Origin of the sequence: Mediterraneibacter sp. 210702-DFI.5.30, from assembly GCF_020560115.1 — a bacterium.
GTDB classification, from domain to species: Bacteria; Bacillota; Clostridia; order Lachnospirales; family Lachnospiraceae; genus Mediterraneibacter; species Mediterraneibacter faecis.
The window spans coordinates 23,625-44,710 of the sequence record NZ_JAJCME010000003.1 but is presented as its reverse complement, the minus strand read 5'-3'; the positions used below and the strand labels follow the sequence as shown (position 1 = coordinate 44,710).

Annotated in this window: 22 protein-coding genes; 19 read left to right on the top strand and 3 right to left on the bottom strand. The window is 39.0% G+C overall.

The window, feature by feature from the left end:
- The first annotated feature begins 198 nt into the window (after positions 1-198).
- From queD to LI126_RS03795, 16 genes are all read left to right on the top strand, one after another.
- Positions 199-621: a 6-carboxytetrahydropterin synthase QueD gene (gene queD / locus LI126_RS03870; RefSeq protein ID WP_196020430.1), complete on the top strand. Its 423-nt coding sequence runs from the start codon at positions 199-201 to the stop codon at positions 619-621.
- Positions 622-1,272 (top strand): putative 7-carboxy-7-deazaguanine synthase QueE, encoded by a 651-nt coding sequence (queE, locus tag LI126_RS03865; RefSeq protein ID WP_227164855.1) that lies wholly within the window; start codon positions 622-624, stop codon positions 1,270-1,272.
- A 21-nt stretch (positions 1,273-1,293) separates the two neighbouring features.
- On the top strand, positions 1,294-1,977 hold the full coding sequence (queC, locus tag LI126_RS03860; protein WP_055148056.1) for a 7-cyano-7-deazaguanine synthase QueC: 684 nt from the start codon (positions 1,294-1,296) through the stop codon (positions 1,975-1,977).
- Positions 1,978-1,988: 11 nt separating this feature from the next.
- Complete coding sequence (gene queF, locus LI126_RS03855; RefSeq protein WP_015529797.1) at positions 1,989-2,471, top strand: preQ(1) synthase; 483 nt, start codon at positions 1,989-1,991, stop codon at positions 2,469-2,471.
- Positions 2,472-2,769: 298 nt separating this feature from the next.
- A complete protein-coding gene (locus LI126_RS03850) occupies positions 2,770-3,033 on the top strand; it encodes a hypothetical protein (RefSeq protein ID WP_020435624.1) in 264 nt (87 codons plus the stop codon).
- Between the two features lie 192 nt (positions 3,034-3,225).
- A complete protein-coding gene (locus tag LI126_RS03845; protein ID WP_227164854.1) occupies positions 3,226-3,462 on the top strand; it encodes a hypothetical protein in 237 nt (78 codons plus the stop codon).
- A gap of 24 nt (positions 3,463-3,486) precedes the next feature.
- Positions 3,487-4,101: a M48 family metallopeptidase gene (locus LI126_RS03840; RefSeq protein ID WP_227164853.1), complete on the top strand. Its 615-nt coding sequence runs from the start codon at positions 3,487-3,489 to the stop codon at positions 4,099-4,101.
- The gene (locus LI126_RS03835; RefSeq protein WP_227164852.1) at positions 4,098-4,694 is read left to right on the top strand and encodes a class I SAM-dependent methyltransferase; all 597 of its coding nucleotides are present in this window, start codon (positions 4,098-4,100) and stop codon (positions 4,692-4,694) included. The genes LI126_RS03840 and LI126_RS03835 overlap by 4 nt, the downstream gene beginning before the upstream one ends.
- An 89-nt stretch (positions 4,695-4,783) precedes the next feature.
- Positions 4,784-6,289, top strand: a complete 1,506-nt coding sequence (locus LI126_RS03830; protein ID WP_227164851.1) for a putative DNA modification/repair radical SAM protein — start codon at positions 4,784-4,786, stop codon at positions 6,287-6,289.
- On the top strand, positions 6,289-7,056 hold the full coding sequence (locus tag LI126_RS03825; protein WP_227164850.1) for a TIGR03915 family putative DNA repair protein: 768 nt from the start codon (positions 6,289-6,291) through the stop codon (positions 7,054-7,056). Before LI126_RS03830 ends, LI126_RS03825 begins: the two co-directional genes overlap by 1 nt.
- 106 nt (positions 7,057-7,162) lie before the next feature.
- Positions 7,163-8,080, top strand: a complete 918-nt coding sequence (locus tag LI126_RS03820; RefSeq protein ID WP_196020444.1) for a 5'-nucleotidase — start codon at positions 7,163-7,165, stop codon at positions 8,078-8,080.
- Positions 8,081-8,118: 38 nt separating this feature from the next.
- The gene (locus LI126_RS03815; protein ID WP_227164849.1) at positions 8,119-9,153 is read left to right on the top strand and encodes an alcohol dehydrogenase; all 1,035 of its coding nucleotides are present in this window, start codon (positions 8,119-8,121) and stop codon (positions 9,151-9,153) included.
- Positions 9,154-9,473: 320 nt separating this feature from the next.
- On the top strand, positions 9,474-10,994 hold the full coding sequence (gene yfcC, locus LI126_RS03810) for a putative basic amino acid antiporter YfcC (protein ID WP_020435618.1): 1,521 nt from the start codon (positions 9,474-9,476) through the stop codon (positions 10,992-10,994).
- A gap of 32 nt (positions 10,995-11,026) precedes the next feature.
- Positions 11,027-12,175, top strand: coding sequence for a beta-aspartyl-peptidase (iadA, locus tag LI126_RS03805; RefSeq protein WP_015529810.1), 1,149 nt, complete (start codon positions 11,027-11,029; stop codon positions 12,173-12,175).
- 290 nt (positions 12,176-12,465) lie between these two features.
- A complete protein-coding gene (locus LI126_RS03800; RefSeq protein WP_055156621.1) occupies positions 12,466-13,416 on the top strand; it encodes an alpha/beta hydrolase in 951 nt (316 codons plus the stop codon).
- Positions 13,413-15,230, top strand: a complete 1,818-nt coding sequence (locus LI126_RS03795) for a DUF6320 domain-containing protein (RefSeq protein ID WP_227164848.1) — start codon at positions 13,413-13,415, stop codon at positions 15,228-15,230. The genes LI126_RS03800 and LI126_RS03795 overlap by 4 nt, the downstream gene beginning before the upstream one ends.
- Before the next feature lie 124 nt (positions 15,231-15,354).
- Here the strand turns inward: LI126_RS03795 and pepT are convergent, their stop codons facing one another.
- On the bottom strand, positions 15,355-16,581 hold the full coding sequence (gene pepT, locus LI126_RS03790) for a peptidase T (protein ID WP_227164847.1): 1,227 nt from the start codon (positions 16,579-16,581) through the stop codon (positions 15,355-15,357).
- Positions 16,582-16,784: 203 nt separating this feature from the next.
- On the opposite strand from pepT, the gene LI126_RS03785 reads away from it, so the two are divergent.
- A complete protein-coding gene (locus LI126_RS03785) occupies positions 16,785-17,255 on the top strand; it encodes a GNAT family N-acetyltransferase (RefSeq protein WP_196020453.1) in 471 nt (156 codons plus the stop codon).
- 129 nt (positions 17,256-17,384) lie between these two features.
- On the opposite strand, the gene hcp is transcribed toward LI126_RS03785, so the two are convergent.
- Both hcp and LI126_RS03775 read right to left on the bottom strand, forming a co-directional pair.
- The gene (hcp, locus tag LI126_RS03780; protein ID WP_227164846.1) at positions 17,385-18,989 is read right to left on the bottom strand and encodes a hydroxylamine reductase; all 1,605 of its coding nucleotides are present in this window, start codon (positions 18,987-18,989) and stop codon (positions 17,385-17,387) included.
- 17 nt (positions 18,990-19,006) lie between these two features.
- Positions 19,007-19,726, bottom strand: a complete 720-nt coding sequence (locus LI126_RS03775) for an ATP-binding protein (RefSeq protein ID WP_155203134.1) — start codon at positions 19,724-19,726, stop codon at positions 19,007-19,009.
- A 98-nt stretch (positions 19,727-19,824) separates the two neighbouring features.
- Here LI126_RS03775 and LI126_RS03770 point away from each other — a divergent pair, with 98 nt between their 5' ends.
- Entirely contained in the window at positions 19,825-20,517 is a 693-nt protein-coding gene (locus LI126_RS03770; RefSeq protein WP_155203132.1) for a Crp/Fnr family transcriptional regulator, read from the top strand.
- Positions 20,518-20,585: 68 nt separating this feature from the next.
- A complete protein-coding gene (locus tag LI126_RS03765; RefSeq protein WP_155203130.1) occupies positions 20,586-21,077 on the top strand; it encodes an HD domain-containing protein in 492 nt (163 codons plus the stop codon).
- Positions 21,078-21,086 lie beyond the last annotated feature (9 nt).

The window sequence follows — 21,086 nt, the reverse complement described above, 5'->3', positions numbered from 1 at the left end:
AAACAGCCGACAGTTCATTTGTACCTTCCTGTCGAAAAACAAAACCAGGGCTAGTTAAGAAGATTCTAGGCTCTGCGTGCAAAGAAGTACGCAGAGCTTTTTATATTCAGGAAATATTTTCCATATATATAAAACGCTCCGCTTAGGATACACAGCTCTTAAAAGGTACATACATTTCAAATACAGGAGAGTTGAAATATGTATTATTTGCAAACAAAAGCCAGTTTTGACGCAGCGCATTTTTTATGGAAATACGAAGGAAAATGCAGAAATATCCACGGACATCGTTGGAATGTTGTTGCAAAAATCAAAAGTCAGGAGCTGGAGCAAGAAGGACAGACACGAGGAATGGTAGTGGACTTTGGTAATCTGAAAAAGGATCTGAAAAAACTTTGCGATTCCTTTGATCATAGTCTGATTTACGAGACAGGATCACTGAAAGCAGAAACAGTAGCTGCACTTCAGAATGAGGACTTTCATCTGGAGAAAGTTTCTTTTCGTCCTACGGCAGAGAATTTCGCATATTATTTCTACAAGGAATTAACGGAATTGGGATATGAGGTTCATTGTGTGGAAGTATATGAGACACCGAATAATTGTGCGGTTTATGAGGAAGAGTAGATGAAAGTAGTAGAAAAATTCACCAGTATTAATGGGGAAGGCACACGGGCGGGAGAATTGGCAGTCTTTGTTCGTTTCAAAGGGTGCAACCTGCGTTGTAGCTATTGTGATACTATGTGGGCCAATGAACCGGATTGCCCATATGAAGAGGAAACCCCGGAAGAGATTTTAAATTATGTTTTAGGAACCGGAATTCACAATGTGACACTTACAGGTGGAGAACCGTTACTGCAAAAAGACATCAGAGAATTGATCCACCTTCTTTTACAAGCCGGTTTACAGGTCGAAATTGAGACAAATGGCGCAGTTGATTTATCTGCATTTTGTGAAGAACGACCGGTATTTACAATGGATTATAAGTTACCGTCAAGTGGGTGCGAAGAATATATGATACCAGAGAACATGGAACTGCTTGGAAAGGATGATACTGTAAAGTTTGTATGTGGCAGCCAGAAAGATCTGTTAAAAGCACTGGACGTGATTCAGATTTATAATCTGACAAACAGGTGTCATGTGTATCTTAGTCCTGTTTTTGGATCCATAGAACCAGTGCAGATTGTAGAATTTATGCTGAAACATCGGTTGAATGGTGTGCGTCTGCAGATTCAGATGCATAAAGTAATCTGGGATCCAAATGAACGGGGCGTATAAATAAGTAGTGAGGTGATAGAGATGAAAGCATTAGTTCTCTTTAGTGGAGGAATTGATTCAACAACGGCATTAGGACTGGCAATCAAAAAGTACGGGAAAGAGCAGGTGATTGCACTCTCGGTTTCCTATGGACAGAAGCACGATAAAGAAATCAGGGCTGCAATAGCAGTTGCCGAATATTATGGCGTGGAGCATCTGTTCCTGGATTTAAGCAAGATATTTCAATATAGCAATTGTTCACTGCTTCAACAGTCCACGGAAGAAATTCCGGAGGAGAGTTACGCAGAGCAGATTTCAAAAACAAATGGCGATAAGCCTGTAAGCACATATGTACCGTTCCGAAATGGGTTATTTCTTTCTTCGGCAGCAAGTATCGCACTGAGTAAGGAATGTGGAGTGATTTATTATGGAGCTCATGCAGATGATTCTGCCGGTTTTGCTTATCCGGATTGCTCACCGGTATTCAATCAGGCGATGAATGAAGCAATCTGGGAAGGCTCCGGACATCAGCTGAAAATAGAGGCTCCTTTTGTAAATGTATCCAAAGCCGAAGTAGTACGGATTGGATTAGAACTGGGAGTTCCGTATGAGTTGACATGGTCCTGTTACGAAGGGGGAGAGAAGCCTTGTGGAAAATGCGGAACATGCATTGATCGCGCAGCAGCATTTCAGGCGAATCACGTAGAAGACCCTGCGTTGAGATAGAGGAGGAAGCAATGAGAGAAAAAGAAAATTTAACATTATTGGGAAATCAGCAAACAGAATACCGTATGGATTATGATCCGTCTGTATTGGAGGCATTTCAGAATAAACATCCTGAAAACGATTACTTCGTCAAGTTCAATTGCCCGGAATTCACAAGTCTGTGCCCAATCACCGGACAGCCAGATTTTGCAACGATCACGATTTCCTATGTTCCGGACGAACGTCTTGTGGAGAGTAAATCCTTGAAATTGTATTTGTTCTCATTCCGAAATCATGGAGATTTTCATGAAGATGTGATCAATATAATTATGAAAGATCTTGTCAAGCTTCTTGAACCAAAATATATAGAAGTCTGGGGAAAATTCCTTCCACGTGGAGGTTTGTCCATCGATCCGTATTGTAATTATGGAAAGCCAGGTACCAACTGGGAGCAGGTTGCCTGGAATCGTATGAGTAATCATGATATGTTTCCGGAGAAAATTGATAATCGGTAAGATAACAGAACGGAGGAAACGTGCTTTGCTGATATCAGTTACAGGAGCACATGTTATATTAATGACAGGACGAAAAACCTTGATTTACAAGGAGTTCGGGCCTGTCTTTTCTATTTCATAAAAACATATGGGCGAAAATATGATGAGAGGTGAGACGGTAGTTGATTGACAACATAGCATAGATGCAGTTTATATTGGAACAGATTTACCGGATGAGTATACTCATTCAAATTATACACATATTTTAAAAGGAGCAAATGCGAAGGCAAAAGCTAATGCCGCACAGGGATTACCAGAATTGATTGAAATTGCAGCCGGAAAGAAATTTACTGAAAATTATAAAGAAAAACATACTATAGATGCAATGTATGGTTGGTATCGTTATGAGTCAAGATTTGCTTTGCCAGTGTTTAATGAAGTTGGGGAAATTGAAAGATATAATGTTTTTAATGTAATAATGGTTATTCGACATGCAAAAGATGGTAAAATGTATCTGTATGATATAATGAACATAAAAAAAGAAACGAGCACCCTTTTCCAGTCCGAAGACATTACTCAGTAAAAAACCCATTTCTTAGCTACGATTGTACCCCCATAGTAGCAAAAAGTCAATAAAAAGAAACGAATATATTTTGGAAATTATTTCACAATTAAATAATCTACCCATTCTAATCCATGCACTTTATTTCCACAGATAAACGTATGTATGATATAATTTGAGTTAGTACGTTAAATGATATTGTAGAAATTATAAATGATTACAAAAGTATCTGTTGCAATTGAGCGAGAGCTTCGCCATTGTGATGCTTTTTATATTAGCGTGGCATTTATTACCGAAGATGGACTGGTACCGTTAAAGCAAGTACTAGCTGAATTGCGTGATAAAGGTATACCGGGAAAGATATTAACGACAAGTTATCTGACATTTACAGAACCGCCGGATGTTACGTTGATTGATAAGGTACGCAATCAGATGCAAAAGAATATATAAAAATTTATTATAAAGGTACATTTTATGGAAGTTACAGTAATTAAATCCCGAAGAAAAACTATAGCTATTCAGGTAAATTCTGATCTAAGTGTCACTGTAAGGGCTCCGTATGGTGTCACAGAGAAATACATTGAGGAATTTCTTAATAAGAATGAAGCTTGGATAAGCAAACAGATGAATGAAATAAAAGTAAAGAAGAAAAGTGTTGAATCGGGAAATGTAGAAAACGTGACACTCGATAAAATCAAGGCACTTGCAGACCAGGCTCTTAAAATAATTCCGGCTAGAGTAGAATATTTCGCAAGAATAATCGGAGTCACTTACGGGAATATAACCATCAGAAATCAGAAAACAAGATGGGGAAGTTGCAGCAGCAAAGGGAATTTGAATTTTAACTGTCTGTTGATGCTTGCGCCTCCTGAGGTGTTGGATTATGTTGTGGTTCATGAATTGTGCCATAGAAAACAGATGAATCATTCGAAAGCATTTTGGTCGGAAGTGGAGAAGGTGTTCCCAGATTATAAAAAGTCAATTAAGTGGCTGAAAGAAGAAGGAAGCCAGATTATGTACATGGTAACAGAACTTGGGAAAATACCGGGGGATATTTCAAACATAAAAATGAAGGATCGAAAGAAATGAATCAAAATGAAACACAATGGGATAAACTCCTGAAGATAAAGACAACCGGGCGGGATGACTCTCATTCAGATCAGTATCGATATCCTTATGAACCAACGTCTTATATGGTATTGGAGCGCCTGGCAAACAGTGGACTGATCAGGAAAAATAATACTCTAATTGACTATGGAACCGGAAAAGGGCGGGTATGTTTTTATCTTTCGTATCAAACAAGATGCAAGACAATAGGCGTAGAGTATGATGAACGGATTTATAAAGGAGCAGCAGATAATAAAGAAGTATCCGTTTCCGCATCACGCACGGAGTTTGTATTATGCAGTGCAGAAAATTATGAAGTTCCGTCGGAAGTGGATCGCTGTTACTTTTTTAATCCTTTTTCTGTAGAGATATTACAGTCAGTTTTAGCAAGGATTTACGAATCTTATTATGAAAATCCGAGAGATATATTATTATTTTTCTATTATCCTTCAGAAGAATATATCAGTATTTTAATGACTCAGGAACAGTTGATTTTTTATGATGAGATTAATACTTCAGATCTGTTTCCGGGTGAGGATAATAGAGAAAAAATCTTGATTTTTCAGGTATTTTAAGAATGCTCAAAACATATTGAGCAGTTATAAAAGAACGTCTGTTCGAAATAATACTTGCATTATCGAACAACTGTTTGTATAATGAAAATATGAATACAGAAATTAGAAATAGTAATTATACAACACAGGAAAAGCTGCAGATTCTTGCTGACGCAGCAAAATATGACGTTGCATGTACTTCAAGTGGATCCAGCCGACGGGGAAAGAAAGGAGAGCTCGGCAATGCAGAGGCATGTGGCATTTGTCATAGCTTTGCAGCAGACGGAAGATGTATTTCGTTGCTTAAGATTTTGATGACGAATCATTGTGCCTATGATTGCAAGTATTGTATTAATCGCAAGAGCAATGACGTAAAGCGGGCTACTTTTACTCCGGAGGAAATCTGTGACTTAACAGTAGAGTTTTATAAGCGTAATTATATCGAAGGCTTGTTTTTAAGTTCCGGAATCTTAAGGAATCCGACGTATACGATGGAGAAGATGTGCGAGACATTATTGCTGCTTCGAACAAAATACCATTTTAACGGTTATATTCATATTAAGACGATTCCGGGAGCATCCGACGAGCTACTTGCGGCAGCAGGATATCTTGCGGATCGTATCAGTGTCAACCTTGAATTGCCCACGGAAGAAGGATTGCATACACTGGCTCCAAACAAGACCATGCAGAACATTCTGAATCCTATGGGTAAGGTGCAGAGTACGATTGCATCTCACAGAATGGCAATCGGAAAGTCAGCTTATATGGAGCGAAGTGGCGGGAATAAGTTTTTGATTGCAGGTATTTTTTCTGAGTGCTTGAATGTTCAGAAGAAGGATAAAGCCATTTCTCAGAATTCTCAGATGAATCGATTAGAATCTTACAAAAAATACACGTCACTGGATCATGCACTTACCTGGGAGAATGCGAACCAGTTGGCACCTCATGATATGTCCCGATTGAAGCGTAGTTTTGCTCCGGCAGGACAAAGCACGCAGATGATCATTGGTGCGACCGGTGAGAGTGATTATACATTATTGCAGACGACACAGGCATTGTATCAAGGCTTTGATCTGAAGCGTGTCTTCTATTCAGCATACATTCCATTGAACGAAGATAATGTGTTGCCGGAGATAGGAACGCCACCACCGCTTTTACGTGAACACAGACTGTATCAGGCTGATTGGCTATTGCGGTTCTATGGATTTCAGGCAGGAGAACTATTATCTTCAGAACAGCCGAATTTTAATGAAATGATTGACCCAAAGTGTGATTGGGCATTACGCCATTTGGAGCAGTTCCCAGTAGAAGTAGAGAAAGCGAGTTATGCAACACTGCTTCGTGTTCCGGGAATCGGACCGAAATCAGCAAGTCGTATCACTTATGCAAGACGTTATGGCAGACTTGATTATGCAAGCCTGAAGAAGATGGGAGTAGTATTAAAGCGTGCGCATTATTTCATCACGTGTGGCGGAAAACAGATGTACCATACTCCTATTGAGGCATCTTATATTACGCGACAACTAATAAGTGTAGACAAGAAAGATCTATGGAACACACAACATGCGAATGAATCATTTACCCAGATGACATTGACAGATTTTGGAGTATGCTGATGAAGATATTTACTTGTAAAGACCGTCTGGAAGATATCATGACCTGTATCTATGATGCATGGTCTGAAGCTTTACTGATTGGTCATGACCAGATACAATTAAAAAAAGAACCTGTATTTCAGCAAACGATATTTGATGAATATATTCATGTAGACCAAGATCTTTCCAAAGCAGAAAAAGTAATTCGCTCGATTCGGAGAGATATTTCGGATGAAGCATATCTGAATATCTATTTGGTGACTTTATCTGTCGAGGAAGATGCACTGCAGGCAATTTATAATTTCCTTCGTGTCGGATTCAAAATTGGAGAGAGTGTACTACAGCAATATGCGAATCCACGTGTGATGCGGATATTAGAATTGCGTCGTAAAGTGTCTAACGAAAGTCATCATTTCAGAGAGTTCGCACGATTTGAACGATTGAATTCAAGTAACGTCTATGTCAGCCATCTGGAGCCAAAAAGTGATGTCATTATGTTGATTGGCAGACATTTTGCAGACCGCATGCCTTCAGAACAGTGGATGATCATAGATGATAATCGCAAAACAGCTTGTGTTCATCCGAAAGATGGTGAGAACTATCTCCGATATCTGACAGATGAAGAATTTCAGACATTGAGAAAGACAGAAGAGTACGAAGATGAGTATACGGATCTGTGGAAGACATTCTTTCATGCGATTGCAATAGATGAACGAAAGAATTATGTATGTCAGCGTAACTTATTTCCACTGTGGAAGAGAAAACACGCAGTGGAATTCAAAAAATAATCTTTTCTTATATATATTCTTACTTGTATCTCATAGTATGGAAACGTATAATGTAAGAAAGATGTGATTGATACGTGATTCTTTTTTTGATCGGAGGCGATAAAATATGCCATATGATTTATCAAAACCTCTTGTAATAGGGATTAGTTCGAGAGCTTTATTTAATCTTGAACAGGAGAATAAAATATTCGAAGAACAAGGCGTTGAAGCATATGAGGCTTACCAGGTAGCACATGAGAATGAGATTCTTCAGAAAGGTGCTGCGTTCCAATTGATCAAAGCTTTTCTGAAACTGAATAACACAGGATTGGGAAGACTGGTGGAAGTGATCATTATGTCACGGAACAATGCAAACACATGTCTTCGTATCTTTAATTCTATACAGTATTATGGCTTGGATATTACAAGAGCGACTTTGACAAGCGGAGCGGAAATTGCTCCCTATTTAAAAGCCTTTAAGACAGACTTGTTTTTGTCAGCAAATTCTGTTGATGTACAATCGGCTATTAACGATGGAATTGCAGCGGGTCTTATTTTGACTGGAGCGGCACATGCGGATGCAAAGCAAAAGATAGATCAGATCCGTATTGCTTTTGATGGAGATGCAGTTCTCTTTTCAGCCGAATCTGAAAAGATTTTTCAGAAGAACGGAATACAGGCATTTGAAGAACATGAGAAAGCGAATGCGAACACGCCGATGGCAAAAGGTCCGTTTGCTAACTTCCTGACAAAGCTGTCTTATGTACAACAGCTGTTTAAAGAAAAGGATATTCAGCCAATCCGAACCGCACTGGTTACATCTAGAAATGCTCCGGCGCATGAACGTGCAGTGAAAACGCTCCGCAACTGGGGCGTATCAATCAATGAAGCGTTCTTCTTAGGCGGTGTCAGCAAGACAGAAATACTTGCAGCATTTGGAGCGCATATATTCTTTGATGATCAGGATATACATACCGAACCGGCTTCAACGGTTGTTCCGGCAGCTACTGTACCTTATCGTGATGGAGATAATCCAAAAGAATAAGCAACTTTATATTATTTTGAAGATGATGGGGGAAAACGATGCAGACATATACATATGTTTCAAAAGGAAAATTTGAATTAACAGAAAAACCTAAACCGGTGATTATGCATGAAAGGGATGCGATTGTAAAGGTTACACTTGCCAGTATCTGTTCCAGTGATTTACATATTAAGCATGGAAGTGTTCCTCGTGCAGTTCCAGGAATTACAGTTGGTCATGAGATGGTTGGAATTGTTGAAGAAGTTGGCGAAGCTGTAACTCATGTGAAGCCGGGAGACAGAGTAACTGTAAATGTTGAGACATTTTGTGGTGAATGTTATTTCTGTAAAAAAGGGTATGTCAATAACTGTACGGATCAGAATGGCGGATGGGCTCTTGGATGTCGTATTGATGGCGGTCAGGCTGAGTATGTGCGTGTACCGTTCGCAGATCAGGGATTAAATAAGATTCCGGATGAAGTTACCGATCGACAGGCATTATTCGTAGGAGATGTACTGGCTACGGGTTACTGGGCAACTCGTATCTCTGAAATCACAGAAGATGATACGGTGTTGATCATCGGTGCAGGACCGACTGGTATCTGTACATTACTTTGTGTTATGCTAAAGCATCCGAAACACATTATTATGTGTGAAAAAGATGAGGAACGTATACATTTTATCAATGAACATTACCCAGATGTACTTACTATTTCTCCGGAAGAATGTGAGACTTTTGTTAAGAATACAAGTGACCACGGCGGTGCAGATGTTGTCCTGGAAGTTGCAGGTGCAGAGTCTACATTTCGTTTAGCCTGGGAATGCGCAAGACCGAATGCGATTGTGACAGTTGTTGCACTTTACGATAAAGCACAAAGCTTACCACTTCCAGACATGTATGGTAAGAATCTCATCTTTAAAACCGGTGGAGTGGATGGATGCGACTGTGAAGAAACATTAAAACTGATTGCTGAAGGAAAAATCAATACCGAACCCCTTATCACGCATACCTATCCTCTCAGTAAGATTGAAGAGGCTTATGATCTCTTTGAGAATAAGAAAGATGGTGTTATAAAAGTAGCTGTTGAATGTTGAGATAGCACAAGTATTCGAAAAGAGCGAAGTGAAAGTTTATGCTTATTGTAATCTTAATGGATTATGGAAAGCATAATCATAGTCTGATTGGACATTTGTAATTTCATACTCGTAATAATTGATTTTGTATCATAACGCTTTTGTTTTTATGGCAGAAGCGTTAATTTTTTGCATTATCACAGATTTATTTACGGTTAAAATGTATAAAAATACAAAAAATGACAAACAATTTGACATAATATATAAATTTTTAGTTACTTTTTCGGCATTCTATGGTACACTAACATAGTATATCAAAAAATGTGGGAGGAAACTCAAAAATGAGCAAAAAAGAAGGAAAAGGGTTAAAGTCTTTTAACAAGGGATTTCAAGTGCCTGACACCTACATCATTATCTTTTTAGTAGTTGTTGTAGCAGCACTTCTGACATTTCTTGTACCAAAGGGATTTTACGAAACACAGGACATTTCATACATGATTAATGGTGTTGAGAAAACCCGTACAGTAATCAAAGACGGAAGTTTCCAGTATCTGACAGATGATGCAGGGAACGTAGTAACAGAAGGAGTAGCACTCTTTAGTGGAGATGGTGGAACAGGATTCTTCAACTATATGTATAACGGAATCGTAAGTAGTTCTGCGATCGAGATTATCGCATTCCTTATGGTAGTAGGTGGTGCATTTGGTATCATGATCCGTACCGGTGCGATCGAATCCGGATTGATTGGATTGATCCGTAAGGCAAAGGGAGCCGAAAAACTGTTGATTCCAGTACTTTTCGTACTGTTTTCTCTTGGTGGAGCAGTTTTCGGAATGGGAGAAGAAGCACTTCCATTTACTATGATTCTTTGTCCATTATTTGTAGCAGTTGGATATGACTCCGTTATTGCAGTTCTTGTTACTTATGTTGCAACACAGATTGGTTTCGGTTCATCCTGGATGAATCCATTCTCTGTAGGTATTGCACAGGGTATTGCAGGGATTGACGTATTCTCAGGAGCAGGATTCCGTATGGTAATGTGGGTAGTATTTACAGCACTTGGCTGTGGAATGACGATGTTCTATGCGGCAAAGATCAAAAAGGCTCCGACAATCTCAATCGCATATGAGACGGATGCGTATTTCCGTGAACAGAACGAAAAAACAGGTATTGACGAAGGACATTCCTTTGGTCTTGGACACATTTTAGTTCTTCTGACACTGGCTGCTACCGTAGTCTGGGTGATTTGGGGAGTTATGACTCAGGGATATTACATGCCAGAGATCGCGACACAGTTCTTTATTATGGGAATTGTTTCCGGTGTGATCGGAGTTATCTTTAAGCTGAACGATATGAGATTGAATGATATTGCAACTTCTTTCAAAGATGGAGCAAAAGATCTGATCGGTGCAGCGCTTGTTGTTGCTATGGCTCAGGGTATCATGCAGGTTCTTGGTGGATCTGATCCGACTACACCTACAGTTATCAACACAATTATGTATAATATTTCAAATGCACTGTCAGGAGTATCCGGCGCAGTTGCAGCAGTACTTATGTATCTATTCCAGTCCGTATTCAACTTTTTCGTTGTATCCGGAACAGGACAGGCTGCAATCACAATGCCGATTATGGCTCCACTGTCAGACCTGTTAGGTGTATCACGTCAGACAGCTGTAGTTGCATTCCAGCTTGGTGATGCATTTACAAACCTGATCGTTCCTACATCAGGATGTCTGATCGGATCTCTTGCAATTGCTAAGATCGAGTGGTCTAACTGGATCAAATTCATGTGGAAATTCCTTGGCGTATTGATGATTGGTGCAATTATTACAGTTCTGATCGCTGTCGGAATTGGATTCTAAAACAGGCATTTGATAATTGAAAGTGATTTAAGATGAAATTAATTCAGAGTATTGATGTTTATGCCCCACAGCATCTGGGGAAAAAAGATGTATTGACGATCAATGACAAGATTGTCAAGATTAAAGATGCAGGTTCTATGTCAGCAGACGGATTTCTTTCTGATGCAGAAGTGATCGATGGAGAGGGGTTACTTTTAACTCCGGGATTCATTGATAGTCATGTTCATGTACTCGGAGGCGGTGGCGAAGGTGGATTCGCCAACCGTACTCCAGAAGCAACTATAGAAGGACTTACGAAGTTTGGAGTAACAACAGTTGTTGGCTGCCTTGGAACAGATGGAATCGGTCGTGATATGTGTGCACTGGTTGCAAAGACAAAAGGCTTGAATGAGCAGGGGATGTCTGCATATTGCTATACAGGTAGTTATCAGATTCCGGTCCGCACACTGACGGACAGTATTGTAAAAGACATTATGATGATTCAGGAAATTGTTGGAACAGGAGAAATCGCAATTTCTGATCATCGTTCTTCACAGCCGACTTTTGAAGAATTTGCACGTGTCGTTGCTGATACAAGACTTGGTGGCGTTCTTTCCGGGAAAGCTGGTATTGTAAATGTTCATCTTGGCGACAGTCCGAGATGCTTAGATCTTATTGAACGGGTGGTAGATGAGACAGAGATACCGGCTTCTCAAATACTTCCAACACATATCAACCGGAATGAGATGCTTTTCTGTAAGTCAATTGAGTATGCACTGAAGGGTGGAGCAGTAGATTTTACCGGAAATGAAGATATTGACTATTGGGAAACTATCTGTGATGAAGTACGTGTATGCAATGGTATCAAACGTATGTTGGATGCAGGAGTAAATCCTGATCGTATGACAATTTCCTCCGATGGACAGGGAAGCCTTCCGATGTATAGTAGTGATGGTGAATTCCTTGGAATGGGCGTTGGACAGTCCAGCTGCCTTCTGAAAGAAGTAAAGGAATGTGTATTCAAAACAAAAATTCCATTAGAAATAGCTATTTCTACGATTACATCTAATCCGGCAGAGATTCTTCGCCTCAAAGGAAAAGGTAAGATTGAAGAAGGCTATGATGCGGATCTTTGTATTCTTGATCAAGAACTTCAGCTTGTTGAAGTGATTGCAAAAGGCAACACAGTTTATAAAAAATAAAGGTAACTGTTCAGAGCCAACCTCCAAAATGCTACGCATTTCGGAGGTGTGGCGTATCCGCCAAATAAAATTTCAAAAACGGTCTAAAAAATGCAAGCATTTTATACCTTTTTTTGAAATTTTGCTTGGCTCTGAACAGTTACAAATAAAGTATCTTGATGTCAGAGGCATCAGTCATTCAGTTGGCTGGTGCTTTTTTCAACATTAAATTTATTTTTCAGAGCACTTTATGATATAATGGACTCGTAGTCTTTTACAGACATAAGAACGGATATAAGGAGAATGTACTATTGATCAATCAGACAGCAAAGAAAATCTTGAAAGCATTATCTTTTGATGGAGTAGAAGTGGAAGCATTTCGTCATATGGCGGATTTAAAACGACTGGATCCAATGAAGATTTTTTATAAGAAAGTAGACGAGAAAATATATAACGGAAGTCATGCAGTTCCGATTCGAATATTTTTTCCAAGCGAGAAAAGCTTTCGAGAAAGTGAAGAAAAGAAGCATGATATTCAGGATAAAAAATTGCTTTTGTTCATACATGGCGGTGGATGGGTTACAGAAAGTATTGATAATTATGAAAGAATTTGCGCTCGGCTTGCGAATGCAACCGGACAATATGTAGTTGCAGTTGAATACAGACTGGCACCGGAAGATAAATTCCCGGCAGGTCTGGAAGATTGTTATGCTGTTGCAAAAGCGGTATATTCTGGAGATTTTATGTTAAATATAAGACCAGAAAACATTACTTTGATCGGAGACAGTGCTGGGGGAAATCTCTGCGCAGCATTATCTTTGATGGCAAGAGACCGCGGAGAATTCATGCCAAACAGACAGATTCTGATCTATCCGGCTACCTATAATGATTATACAGAGAATTCACCATTTGTATCTGTTAAGGAAAATGGATCCGATTATCTTTTGACGGCCGGAAAAATGCAGGATTATATTGATCTTTATGCGAGAAATGAGGAGGATAAGAAGAATCCTTATTTTGCACCATATATAGCTGAAGATTTAACGAATCAGCCGGATACATTGATCCTTACATGTGAATTTGATCCACTTCGAGATGAAGGGGAAGCGTATGGGGAACGCTTGAAAGAGGCTGGAAATCATGTGGAGATACATCGGATTAAAGATGCATTACATGGATACTTCGCGTTGGGGATCAAGCAGCTTCATGTACAGGAAAGTTTCACCTATATTAATGAATTTCTGAAAGGGGAAACACAGTGAGTAAGAAAAACGCACGCTGGAGGAAATTAGACAACGCAGCGAAATTATATTCTGCTGCCAGTAACAAAAAAGATACAAGAGTATTTCGATTTTACTGTGAATTAAAAGAAGAAGTAAATCCTAAAGCTTTACAGGAAGCACTGAATCAGACGATAGAAACATTTCCTACGTTTTTAATGGTACTTCGTAAGGGATTCTTTTGGCATTATCTTGAACCGTGTAATCTACGGCCGATTGTTAAAGAAGAATATAAAGAGCCATGCAGCAGACTCTATATAAGAGATAAGAAGACCCTACTATTTGAAGTAACTTATTATAAAAAACGAATCAATTTTGAAGTGTTTCATGTGTTGACAGACGGTACAGGGGCAACAGAATTCTTAAAAGAACTGGTAAAGAATTATTTATACCTTGTGCATAAAGAAGAAGGATTAGAACAGATTACATTACTGCCGGAAGATATGACTGTACAAGATCAGGAAGATGACAGTTTCTTAAAATATTATTCAAAAAATCAAAAACGACCGAAAAAAAGAAAACTAAATGCTTTTCAGATACGAAGGAAAAAGAAAGATGGAAATCATCTGCATGTCCATGAATCTGTTGTCTCAGTACAGGCAGTATTAAAGCGAAGCAGAGAACTCGGAGTATCCATGACGATCTTTTTGACAGCATTATTTATGATGGCAATAAACGAAGAAATGTCTAAGATGCAGAAGAAAAAGCCGGTTGTGTTAATGGTTCCGGTTAACCTAAGAAAGTTTTTTCCGTCTTCATCGATGTTGAATTTTTTTAACTGGATCGAACCGGGATATAATTTTACAACACAGGATCAAAGCTTTGAAGCAGTTCTGAAATATACGAAAGAATTTTTTGAGAAAGAATTAACGAAAGAAAAAATGTCAGCACATATCAGCGAGTTACTAGCACTGGAATTGCATCCGATTTTGAGACTTGCGCCATTGGAACTTAAAAACCTTTGTATTCAGGCAGGAGCAAAATATTCGGAGAAGAATACAACAGCAATCTTTTCTAATATGAGCGCAGTTAAAATGCCTGCAAGTTATGTACCTTATATTGAACGATTTGGCGTATATACAAATACCCCGAAGCTTGAATTATGTTTGTGTTCCTTCCAGGATAAATTATCATTTGCATTTACATCCAGATACGACACAGTGAACATTGAACGCAACTTTTATCGCTTGTTAAAAGAACAGGGAATTACATCTGAAAAAGTAAAGCCTGAATTTCCAAAGACAGGTAAGCCAAGCGAACAGGAAATGAAAGTCTATAAGATCTATAGCTTTCTGTGTATTGCGATTGTTGCGGCAATGCTTGTTACGGATTTGAATTTCCACCCAAGAATTCGATGGACTTTATTTACAGCAGGAGGCGTTGTGACGATGTGGATTGCCTCGTCAATCGGATTTTTCAAACGTCATAATCTACTGAAAAATGCGATGTGGCAGCTTATTATCGGTACAATCATCTGTTTTATATGGGATGCACTGACCGGATGGCACAGCTGGTCTGTAGATCTTGTGTTGCCGATCATGAGTGTATCTACACTTGCAGCAATGTTTGTAACTGCTAAAGTGCAGAAAAGTCCGGTGCGAGAGTATCTTATTTATGAAATTATGGCCGCTGGATATGGATTAATCCTTCCGGTAATCTTGCTTTTATGCGGGGTGGTGAAAAATCCAACAGTGAGTATGTTTGGAGCATTGACGTGTTTCTTATTCCTTGTAGCAGTGATTTTGTTCAAGGGAAGAGAATTTAAAGAAGAGATGCAGAAAAATCTGCATGTATAAAATAAGCAGAAGAGAAGAGCGTAAAAGTTAAAAGAGAAATAAATTGCTAAAGTAAAAAGCACAAGCTGGACATCAATTATCCCTTGTGCTTTTTACATCTAGAACCTATAAATCGGATTCACCATTATACTGAAAATGTAGAATATATCTTTACAAGTTCAATCATCATATCAACTACTTTATCCATACTCTGAACAGAAATATGTTCATAAGGGCCATGATATCCATGACCTCCTGTACCAATATCCGGGCATGGAAGACCACGAAAACTCAGCTGGCATCCGTCAGTACCGCCTCGGATCGGTGAGACAATTGGAGTGAGTCCGGTTCTTTCACAGGCAAGCTTTGCATTATCGATCAGGTGCATATGTTCTTCAATAATATTTTTCATATTAAAGTACTGATCTTTTATATGCAGTTCAACTGTATTTTCTCCCCATTTTTTATTCAACTCGTTAGTGATATCAGCGAGTTTGTCTTTTCTGCGTTGAAAATTGTCTGTGTCATGGTCTCGGACGATATAATTTAGAGTAGCATGTCCACAATCTCCACTCATATGTATCAAATGATAGAAACCTTCATATCCTTCTGTATCGCGTGGAATCTCGTTTGAAGGTAGAAGATTGTTGATTTCCATAGCAAGAAGGCATGCATTGACCATTGTATCTTTGGCAGAGCCCGGATGCACACTTACCCCATGAATATCAAAAGAAGCACTGCATGCATTAAAGTTCTCATACTCCAGTTCCCCCTCTATAGAACCGTCCAATGTATAGGCAAAATCTGCACCAAATAACTCCATGTCAAAATGAGAAGCACCGGTACCAATTTCTTCATCAGGAGTAAAGGCGATACAAATCGGACCATGAGGAATGGATTCCGCCTGCAGATGTTCAACCATAGTCAGGATTTCTGCAATTCCGGCTTTGTCATCAGCTCCTAAGATCGTATTTCCATCTGTGGTAATAAGTGTATGTCCCTTTAATGATTCCAAATGTGGGAACATTTCCGGGCTTAAAATTAATCCACTATTACCAAGAGCAAGTTCTTTACCATCATAATGTTCTGTAATAATCGGACGAATCGGCTGCTCACAGTAATCGGCTACAGTGTCCATATGTGCGATAAAGCCAATAGCAGGTACATTCTCATATCCTTTTGTTGCGGGAAGTTTCCCGTAGAGGAAACAATTATCAGTCAGCTGAATATTTGAAACCACAAGTTCTTCCATTTCTTTCTTTAAAAGATTGGCTAGATCAAACTGGCATGCAGAAGAAGGTGTTGAATCGCTGGATTCATCAGAAGGTGTTTTTATAACTGCATATTTTAGTAAACGTTCATAGGCTTTCATATAAAATCTCCTTAAAATGTAATTTGTTGGGTATATCGTATCATATTTGGCAGGAAGTGTATATTTAAAATCTGAAAAAGTACGTTTTTATTCATATAGGAAGAATGGTATTCTTAACAGTGATGTGGTATACTGGACAATAGATTGACGTTGTTTTTTCACAAGTAGATGGAGAAAACAAATATAATAACGGGAGAGTAAAAATGATTATCAGAAAAGCAGAAGAAAAAGATATTCCAAGAATTTTAGAGCTATTAAAACAGGTATTACAAATTCATGCAGACATAAGACCTGATATTTTTATTCCGGGTACGACAAAATATACTATAGATGAATTGGCAGAGCTTCTGAAAAATAAAGAAAAGCCGATATATGTTGCAGTAGATGAGAATGATGTTTGCAGGGGGTATGCATTTTGTCAATTACAGGAGCAGCCCTTTTCAAATAATATGGTGCAGTTTAAGTCTCTTTTTATTGATGATCTATGTGTCGATCAAGAGGCTCGAGGCCAGCATATTGGCGAAAGTCTGTTTGAATATGTAAAAAGTGAAGCGAAACAGCTGGGATGTTATGAAGTAACATTAAATGTATGGGCAGGAAATATTTCCGCAGAGAAATTTTATGAAAAAATGGGAATGCGAACAAAAGAAAGACAAATGGAGTACATATTATAAGATCGTTTTCACTTCGGGGATTACAATCAATAAAGCCGGTGGAGGATTTTGAATCCCGCATCGGCTTTGTTGAATTTATAGATAACTCGAAAGCTTATGCAACTGTAAAGGTGCTGAACCGTTAAAACTTTATTTGCTATGGTTCAGCAGTGCTTTAATGTCTTCTTCCGGTGTGGTAATAGGTGCAATGCCATAATTCTCCACTAGAAAATTCAGAATATTAGGAGACAAAAACGCCGGAAGAGAAGGACCAAGACGAATGTTTTTGATACCTAAATGCAGAAGTGTTAACAAGATGCAGACAGCCTTCTGTTCGTACCAGGAGAGAACAAAGGAGAGTGGAAGTTCATTTACGGAACATCCAAATGCATCTGCAAGTGCCACAGCAACCTGAATCGCACCATAAGCATCATTGCACTGCCCCATATCCATCAGCCGTGGCAGACCACCGATTTCTCCCAGCTCAAGATCATTAAAACGAAATTTTCCACATGCCAGGGTGAGGACAATACTGTCAGAAGGTGTCTGTTTTACGAATTCTGTGTAATAGTTTCGGCCCGGTTTGGCACCATCACAGCCGGCAACCAGGAAGAAATGACGGATTGCTCCTGATTTTACAGCTTCTATTATAGTACCTGCATGAGACAGGATAGCCGCATGACCAAAACCGGTTGTCACTTTTGTACCGCCATTGATGCCTGTGAGTATCTGATCTTCCTTGTAACCACCCAGTTCCAGTGCCTTTTCAATAACCGGCGTAAAATCTTTCTTTTCATCGATATGAACAGCACCTGGGAAAGCAACCATTTCTGTTGTAAATACTCTGTCAGCATAGCTGCTTTTTGGCGGCATCAGACAGTTGGTAGTGAAGAGAATCGGAGCAGGAAGATGATCAAACTCTTTCTGCTGATTCTGCCATGCGGTTCCAAAATTCCCTTTTAAGTGAGAGAATTTTTTTAAGAACGGATATGCATGGGCAGGGAGCATTTCACCATGAGTATAGATGTTGATTCCTTTTCCCTCTGTTTGTTCAAGTAAAAGCTGCAGGTCTCTCAGATCATGTCCGGTTACGACAATAAAAGGTCCCTTTTCTATTGTAAGTGTCACATCGGTTGGTTCTGGTATTCCATAGGTTTCTGTATTTGCCTTGTCAAGAAGTGCCATACACTTCAGATTGATTTCTCCTACTTTGAGCACTGTGGGAAGCAGAGTTTCCACACTCTCTCCATAACCAATCATAAACAATGCTTCGCAGAAGAATCGATTCACCTCGGCATCTTCATAATTCAGAACATTTGCATGATAGGCATAGGCTGCCATCCCACGAATCCCGAAAAGAATAAGAGACTTCAGAGAACGGATATCTTCGTTGGCATCCCACAGTTGTTGCATATCGTATTCATCTGTTTTACCGCATGGTGACTGACATTTGCTGCAGTCAGGAACCAGTCTTTCTTTTTCAACTCTGACTTTTTGTATCATGTTTTCAATTGATGCATCGTCAAAATTCACATTTGTAACTGTAGTAAACAATCCTTCAATTATGATTTGCCCGGTTCTTTTAGAAATAGCAGTTGAACCGTCAACAGCTCTTGCAAGGCTGATCAACGCACCTGTCAGTTCATCCTGTAATCTGGCTGTATCTGCCTTTTTCCCACAGGCACCGGCATTTCCTGTGCAGCCGGTACATCCGACTGTCTGTTCACACTGAAAACAAAACATTTTCTTATCCATTATTGCATTCTCCTTTTTTATTCTATAGTTTTCCCATCAATACCTATTGTTATAACCTGCCATGGTAAGAATTTTCCACTATTTTGAAGCGCTTTTTTTGCTGCCATCTCCAGACCACCACAGCAAGGAACTTCCATCCTTACGATCGTTACGCTTTGGATGTTGTTATTTTGAATGATTGCAGTTAATTTCTCACTATAATCTACCTGATCTAATTTAGGGCAACCGATTAATGTTACCTTATTCTGAATAAAATCCTTATGAAAACTTGCATAAGCGTAAGCAGTGCAATCGGCTGCGATTAAAAGCTTTGCACCGTCAAAATATGGTGCACTGACTGGTGCAAGTTTAATCTGGACTGGCCAGTTCTGAAGTTTTGATACAGAATCTACGGTTGAAGATGGTTTTACAGACTCAGGTGTTTCTGTCTGCCGAATCTGCATGATTTTAGAACCAGGACAGCCGGTGTGCATAGACATTGCCTGATTTTGAGCAATTTTCTTATTCTGAGCTTCTTTTACGGCTTCTTCATCATATGCAGGAGCTTCCCTTTCTTCAAAAGAAATGGCACCTGTAGGACATTCCGGGAGACAATCACCAAGTCCGTCACAGAAATGTTCTCTCACCAATTCTGCTTTTCCATTAATGATATCAATGGCACCTTCATGACAGGCATCTGCACAGACACCGCATCCATTACATTTTTCTTTATCGATTCGAATAATCTTTCTTATCATTTTTACCCTCCATTTATAACATTTCACTTTTGTTTCTGCTAGAATCATAGTATAATAAATACAACTTGTATGTTTGATTTCCAACAGGAGGAACGATTTTGAAAAAATATTTGCCTATTCTAAGAAACAGTCCATTCTTCAAAGGCCTTACAGATAACGAGATATTATCCATATTGCATTGTGTAAATGCAACAATAACTTCCAAAGAACGAAATTCTTATATTTTCAGAGCGGGAGATTCTACCGAGGTAATGGGACTTGTGCTGTCAGGCTGTGTTCTTGTGATTCAGGAAGATCTCTGGGGACATCGAAATATTCTGTCAAAATGCCATACCGGTGATTTTTTTGGTGAGCCATATGCAGCAAGCCCGGGAGCTGTTTTAAATATCAGTGTGATAGCAGATGAGGATTGTGAAATTATTTCCCTGAATGTCCAAAGACTCCTTATTTCCTGCCCGACGGCATGCGAGCATCATCAGAAACTGATCCGTAACCTTGTCAGTGTCCTGGCGAATAAGATACTGATCCTGAACGATAAGATCACCCATGTCGGGAAACGAACAACCAGAGATAAACTATTGTCGTATCTGTCAGCAGAATCTATCAGACATTCGTCGTTATCTTTTGATATTCCTTTTGACCGGCAGCAGCTGGCAGATTATCTTTGTATAGATCGTGCGGCAATGTCTACAGAGATATCAAAGTTACAAAAAGAAGGCTATCTAAAAACAAATAGAAAACATTTTGAATTGACCGTTTCTAATGACACAGATTCAGGAATAAAAATGTGACATATGTCACGGAAAATAGAGAATCAATTCAAAAGCTATTATATAGTGCAAGAGGAGGAAGCATTAAAATGATAAATAAATTACATTTGGCAATGATTGAATTATACAGAGGAGATGCAAAGAGGATTCAACATTTTTGTAAAGTGCATAGTTATGCAAAATTGATCGCAGAAACAGAAAATGTAGATAGGGAATGCTTGTTTATCATTGAAGCAGCAGCTTTGACACATGATATTGGAATTCATTCCTGCGAAGAAAAATATGGAAACTGCAATGGAAAATTACAAGAAAAAGAAGGCCCTGCAATTGCAGAAAAGATGCTCAAAGAATTAGGCTTTGATCAAGATGTATCTGATCGTGTCCAGTATTTGATTGCACATCACCATACATATAATAATATTGATGAAATTGATTATCAGATATTGGTAGAGGCTGATTTCCTGGTTAATATTATGGAGGATGGTTTATCGAAAGAAGCTGCATTAAAAGCTTATGAAAGTATTTTCAAAACAACATGCGGGAAAATGATTTGCAGGGAGATGTTTGATTTTTGCAGTTGATAATCAGAC

Bases quoted from the DNA above. Each gene is read 5' to 3' on its own strand.
- LI126_RS03785 (WP_196020453.1), top strand. From the start codon at position 16,785: ATGATTATCAGAAAAGCAGAAGAAAAAGATATTCCAAGAATTTTAGAG.
- pepT (WP_227164847.1), bottom strand. From the start codon at position 16,581: ATGAAAGCCTATGAACGTTTACTAAAATATGCAGTTATAAAAACACCT.
- LI126_RS03845 (WP_227164854.1), top strand. From the start codon at position 3,226: ATGATTACAAAAGTATCTGTTGCAATTGAGCGAGAGCTTCGCCATTGT.
- queF (WP_015529797.1), top strand. From the start codon at position 1,989: ATGAGAGAAAAAGAAAATTTAACATTATTGGGAAATCAGCAAACAGAA.
- LI126_RS03775 (WP_155203134.1), bottom strand. From the start codon at position 19,726: ATGATAAGAAAGATTATTCGAATCGATAAAGAAAAATGTAATGGATGC.
- hcp (WP_227164846.1), bottom strand. From the start codon at position 18,989: ATGGATAAGAAAATGTTTTGTTTTCAGTGTGAACAGACAGTCGGATGT.
- iadA (WP_015529810.1), top strand. From the start codon at position 11,027: ATGAAATTAATTCAGAGTATTGATGTTTATGCCCCACAGCATCTGGGG.
- LI126_RS03765 (WP_155203130.1), top strand. From the start codon at position 20,586: ATGATAAATAAATTACATTTGGCAATGATTGAATTATACAGAGGAGAT.
- LI126_RS03835 (WP_227164852.1), top strand. From the start codon at position 4,098: ATGAATCAAAATGAAACACAATGGGATAAACTCCTGAAGATAAAGACA.
- yfcC (WP_020435618.1), top strand. From the start codon at position 9,474: ATGAGCAAAAAAGAAGGAAAAGGGTTAAAGTCTTTTAACAAGGGATTT.
- LI126_RS03840 (WP_227164853.1), top strand. From the start codon at position 3,487: ATGGAAGTTACAGTAATTAAATCCCGAAGAAAAACTATAGCTATTCAG.
- LI126_RS03825 (WP_227164850.1), top strand. From the start codon at position 6,289: ATGAAGATATTTACTTGTAAAGACCGTCTGGAAGATATCATGACCTGT.
- queC (WP_055148056.1), top strand. From the start codon at position 1,294: ATGAAAGCATTAGTTCTCTTTAGTGGAGGAATTGATTCAACAACGGCA.
- queD (WP_196020430.1), top strand. From the start codon at position 199: ATGTATTATTTGCAAACAAAAGCCAGTTTTGACGCAGCGCATTTTTTA.
- LI126_RS03820 (WP_196020444.1), top strand. From the start codon at position 7,163: ATGCCATATGATTTATCAAAACCTCTTGTAATAGGGATTAGTTCGAGA.
- LI126_RS03830 (WP_227164851.1), top strand. From the start codon at position 4,784: ATGAATACAGAAATTAGAAATAGTAATTATACAACACAGGAAAAGCTG.
- LI126_RS03815 (WP_227164849.1), top strand. From the start codon at position 8,119: ATGCAGACATATACATATGTTTCAAAAGGAAAATTTGAATTAACAGAA.
- queE (WP_227164855.1), top strand. From the start codon at position 622: ATGAAAGTAGTAGAAAAATTCACCAGTATTAATGGGGAAGGCACACGG.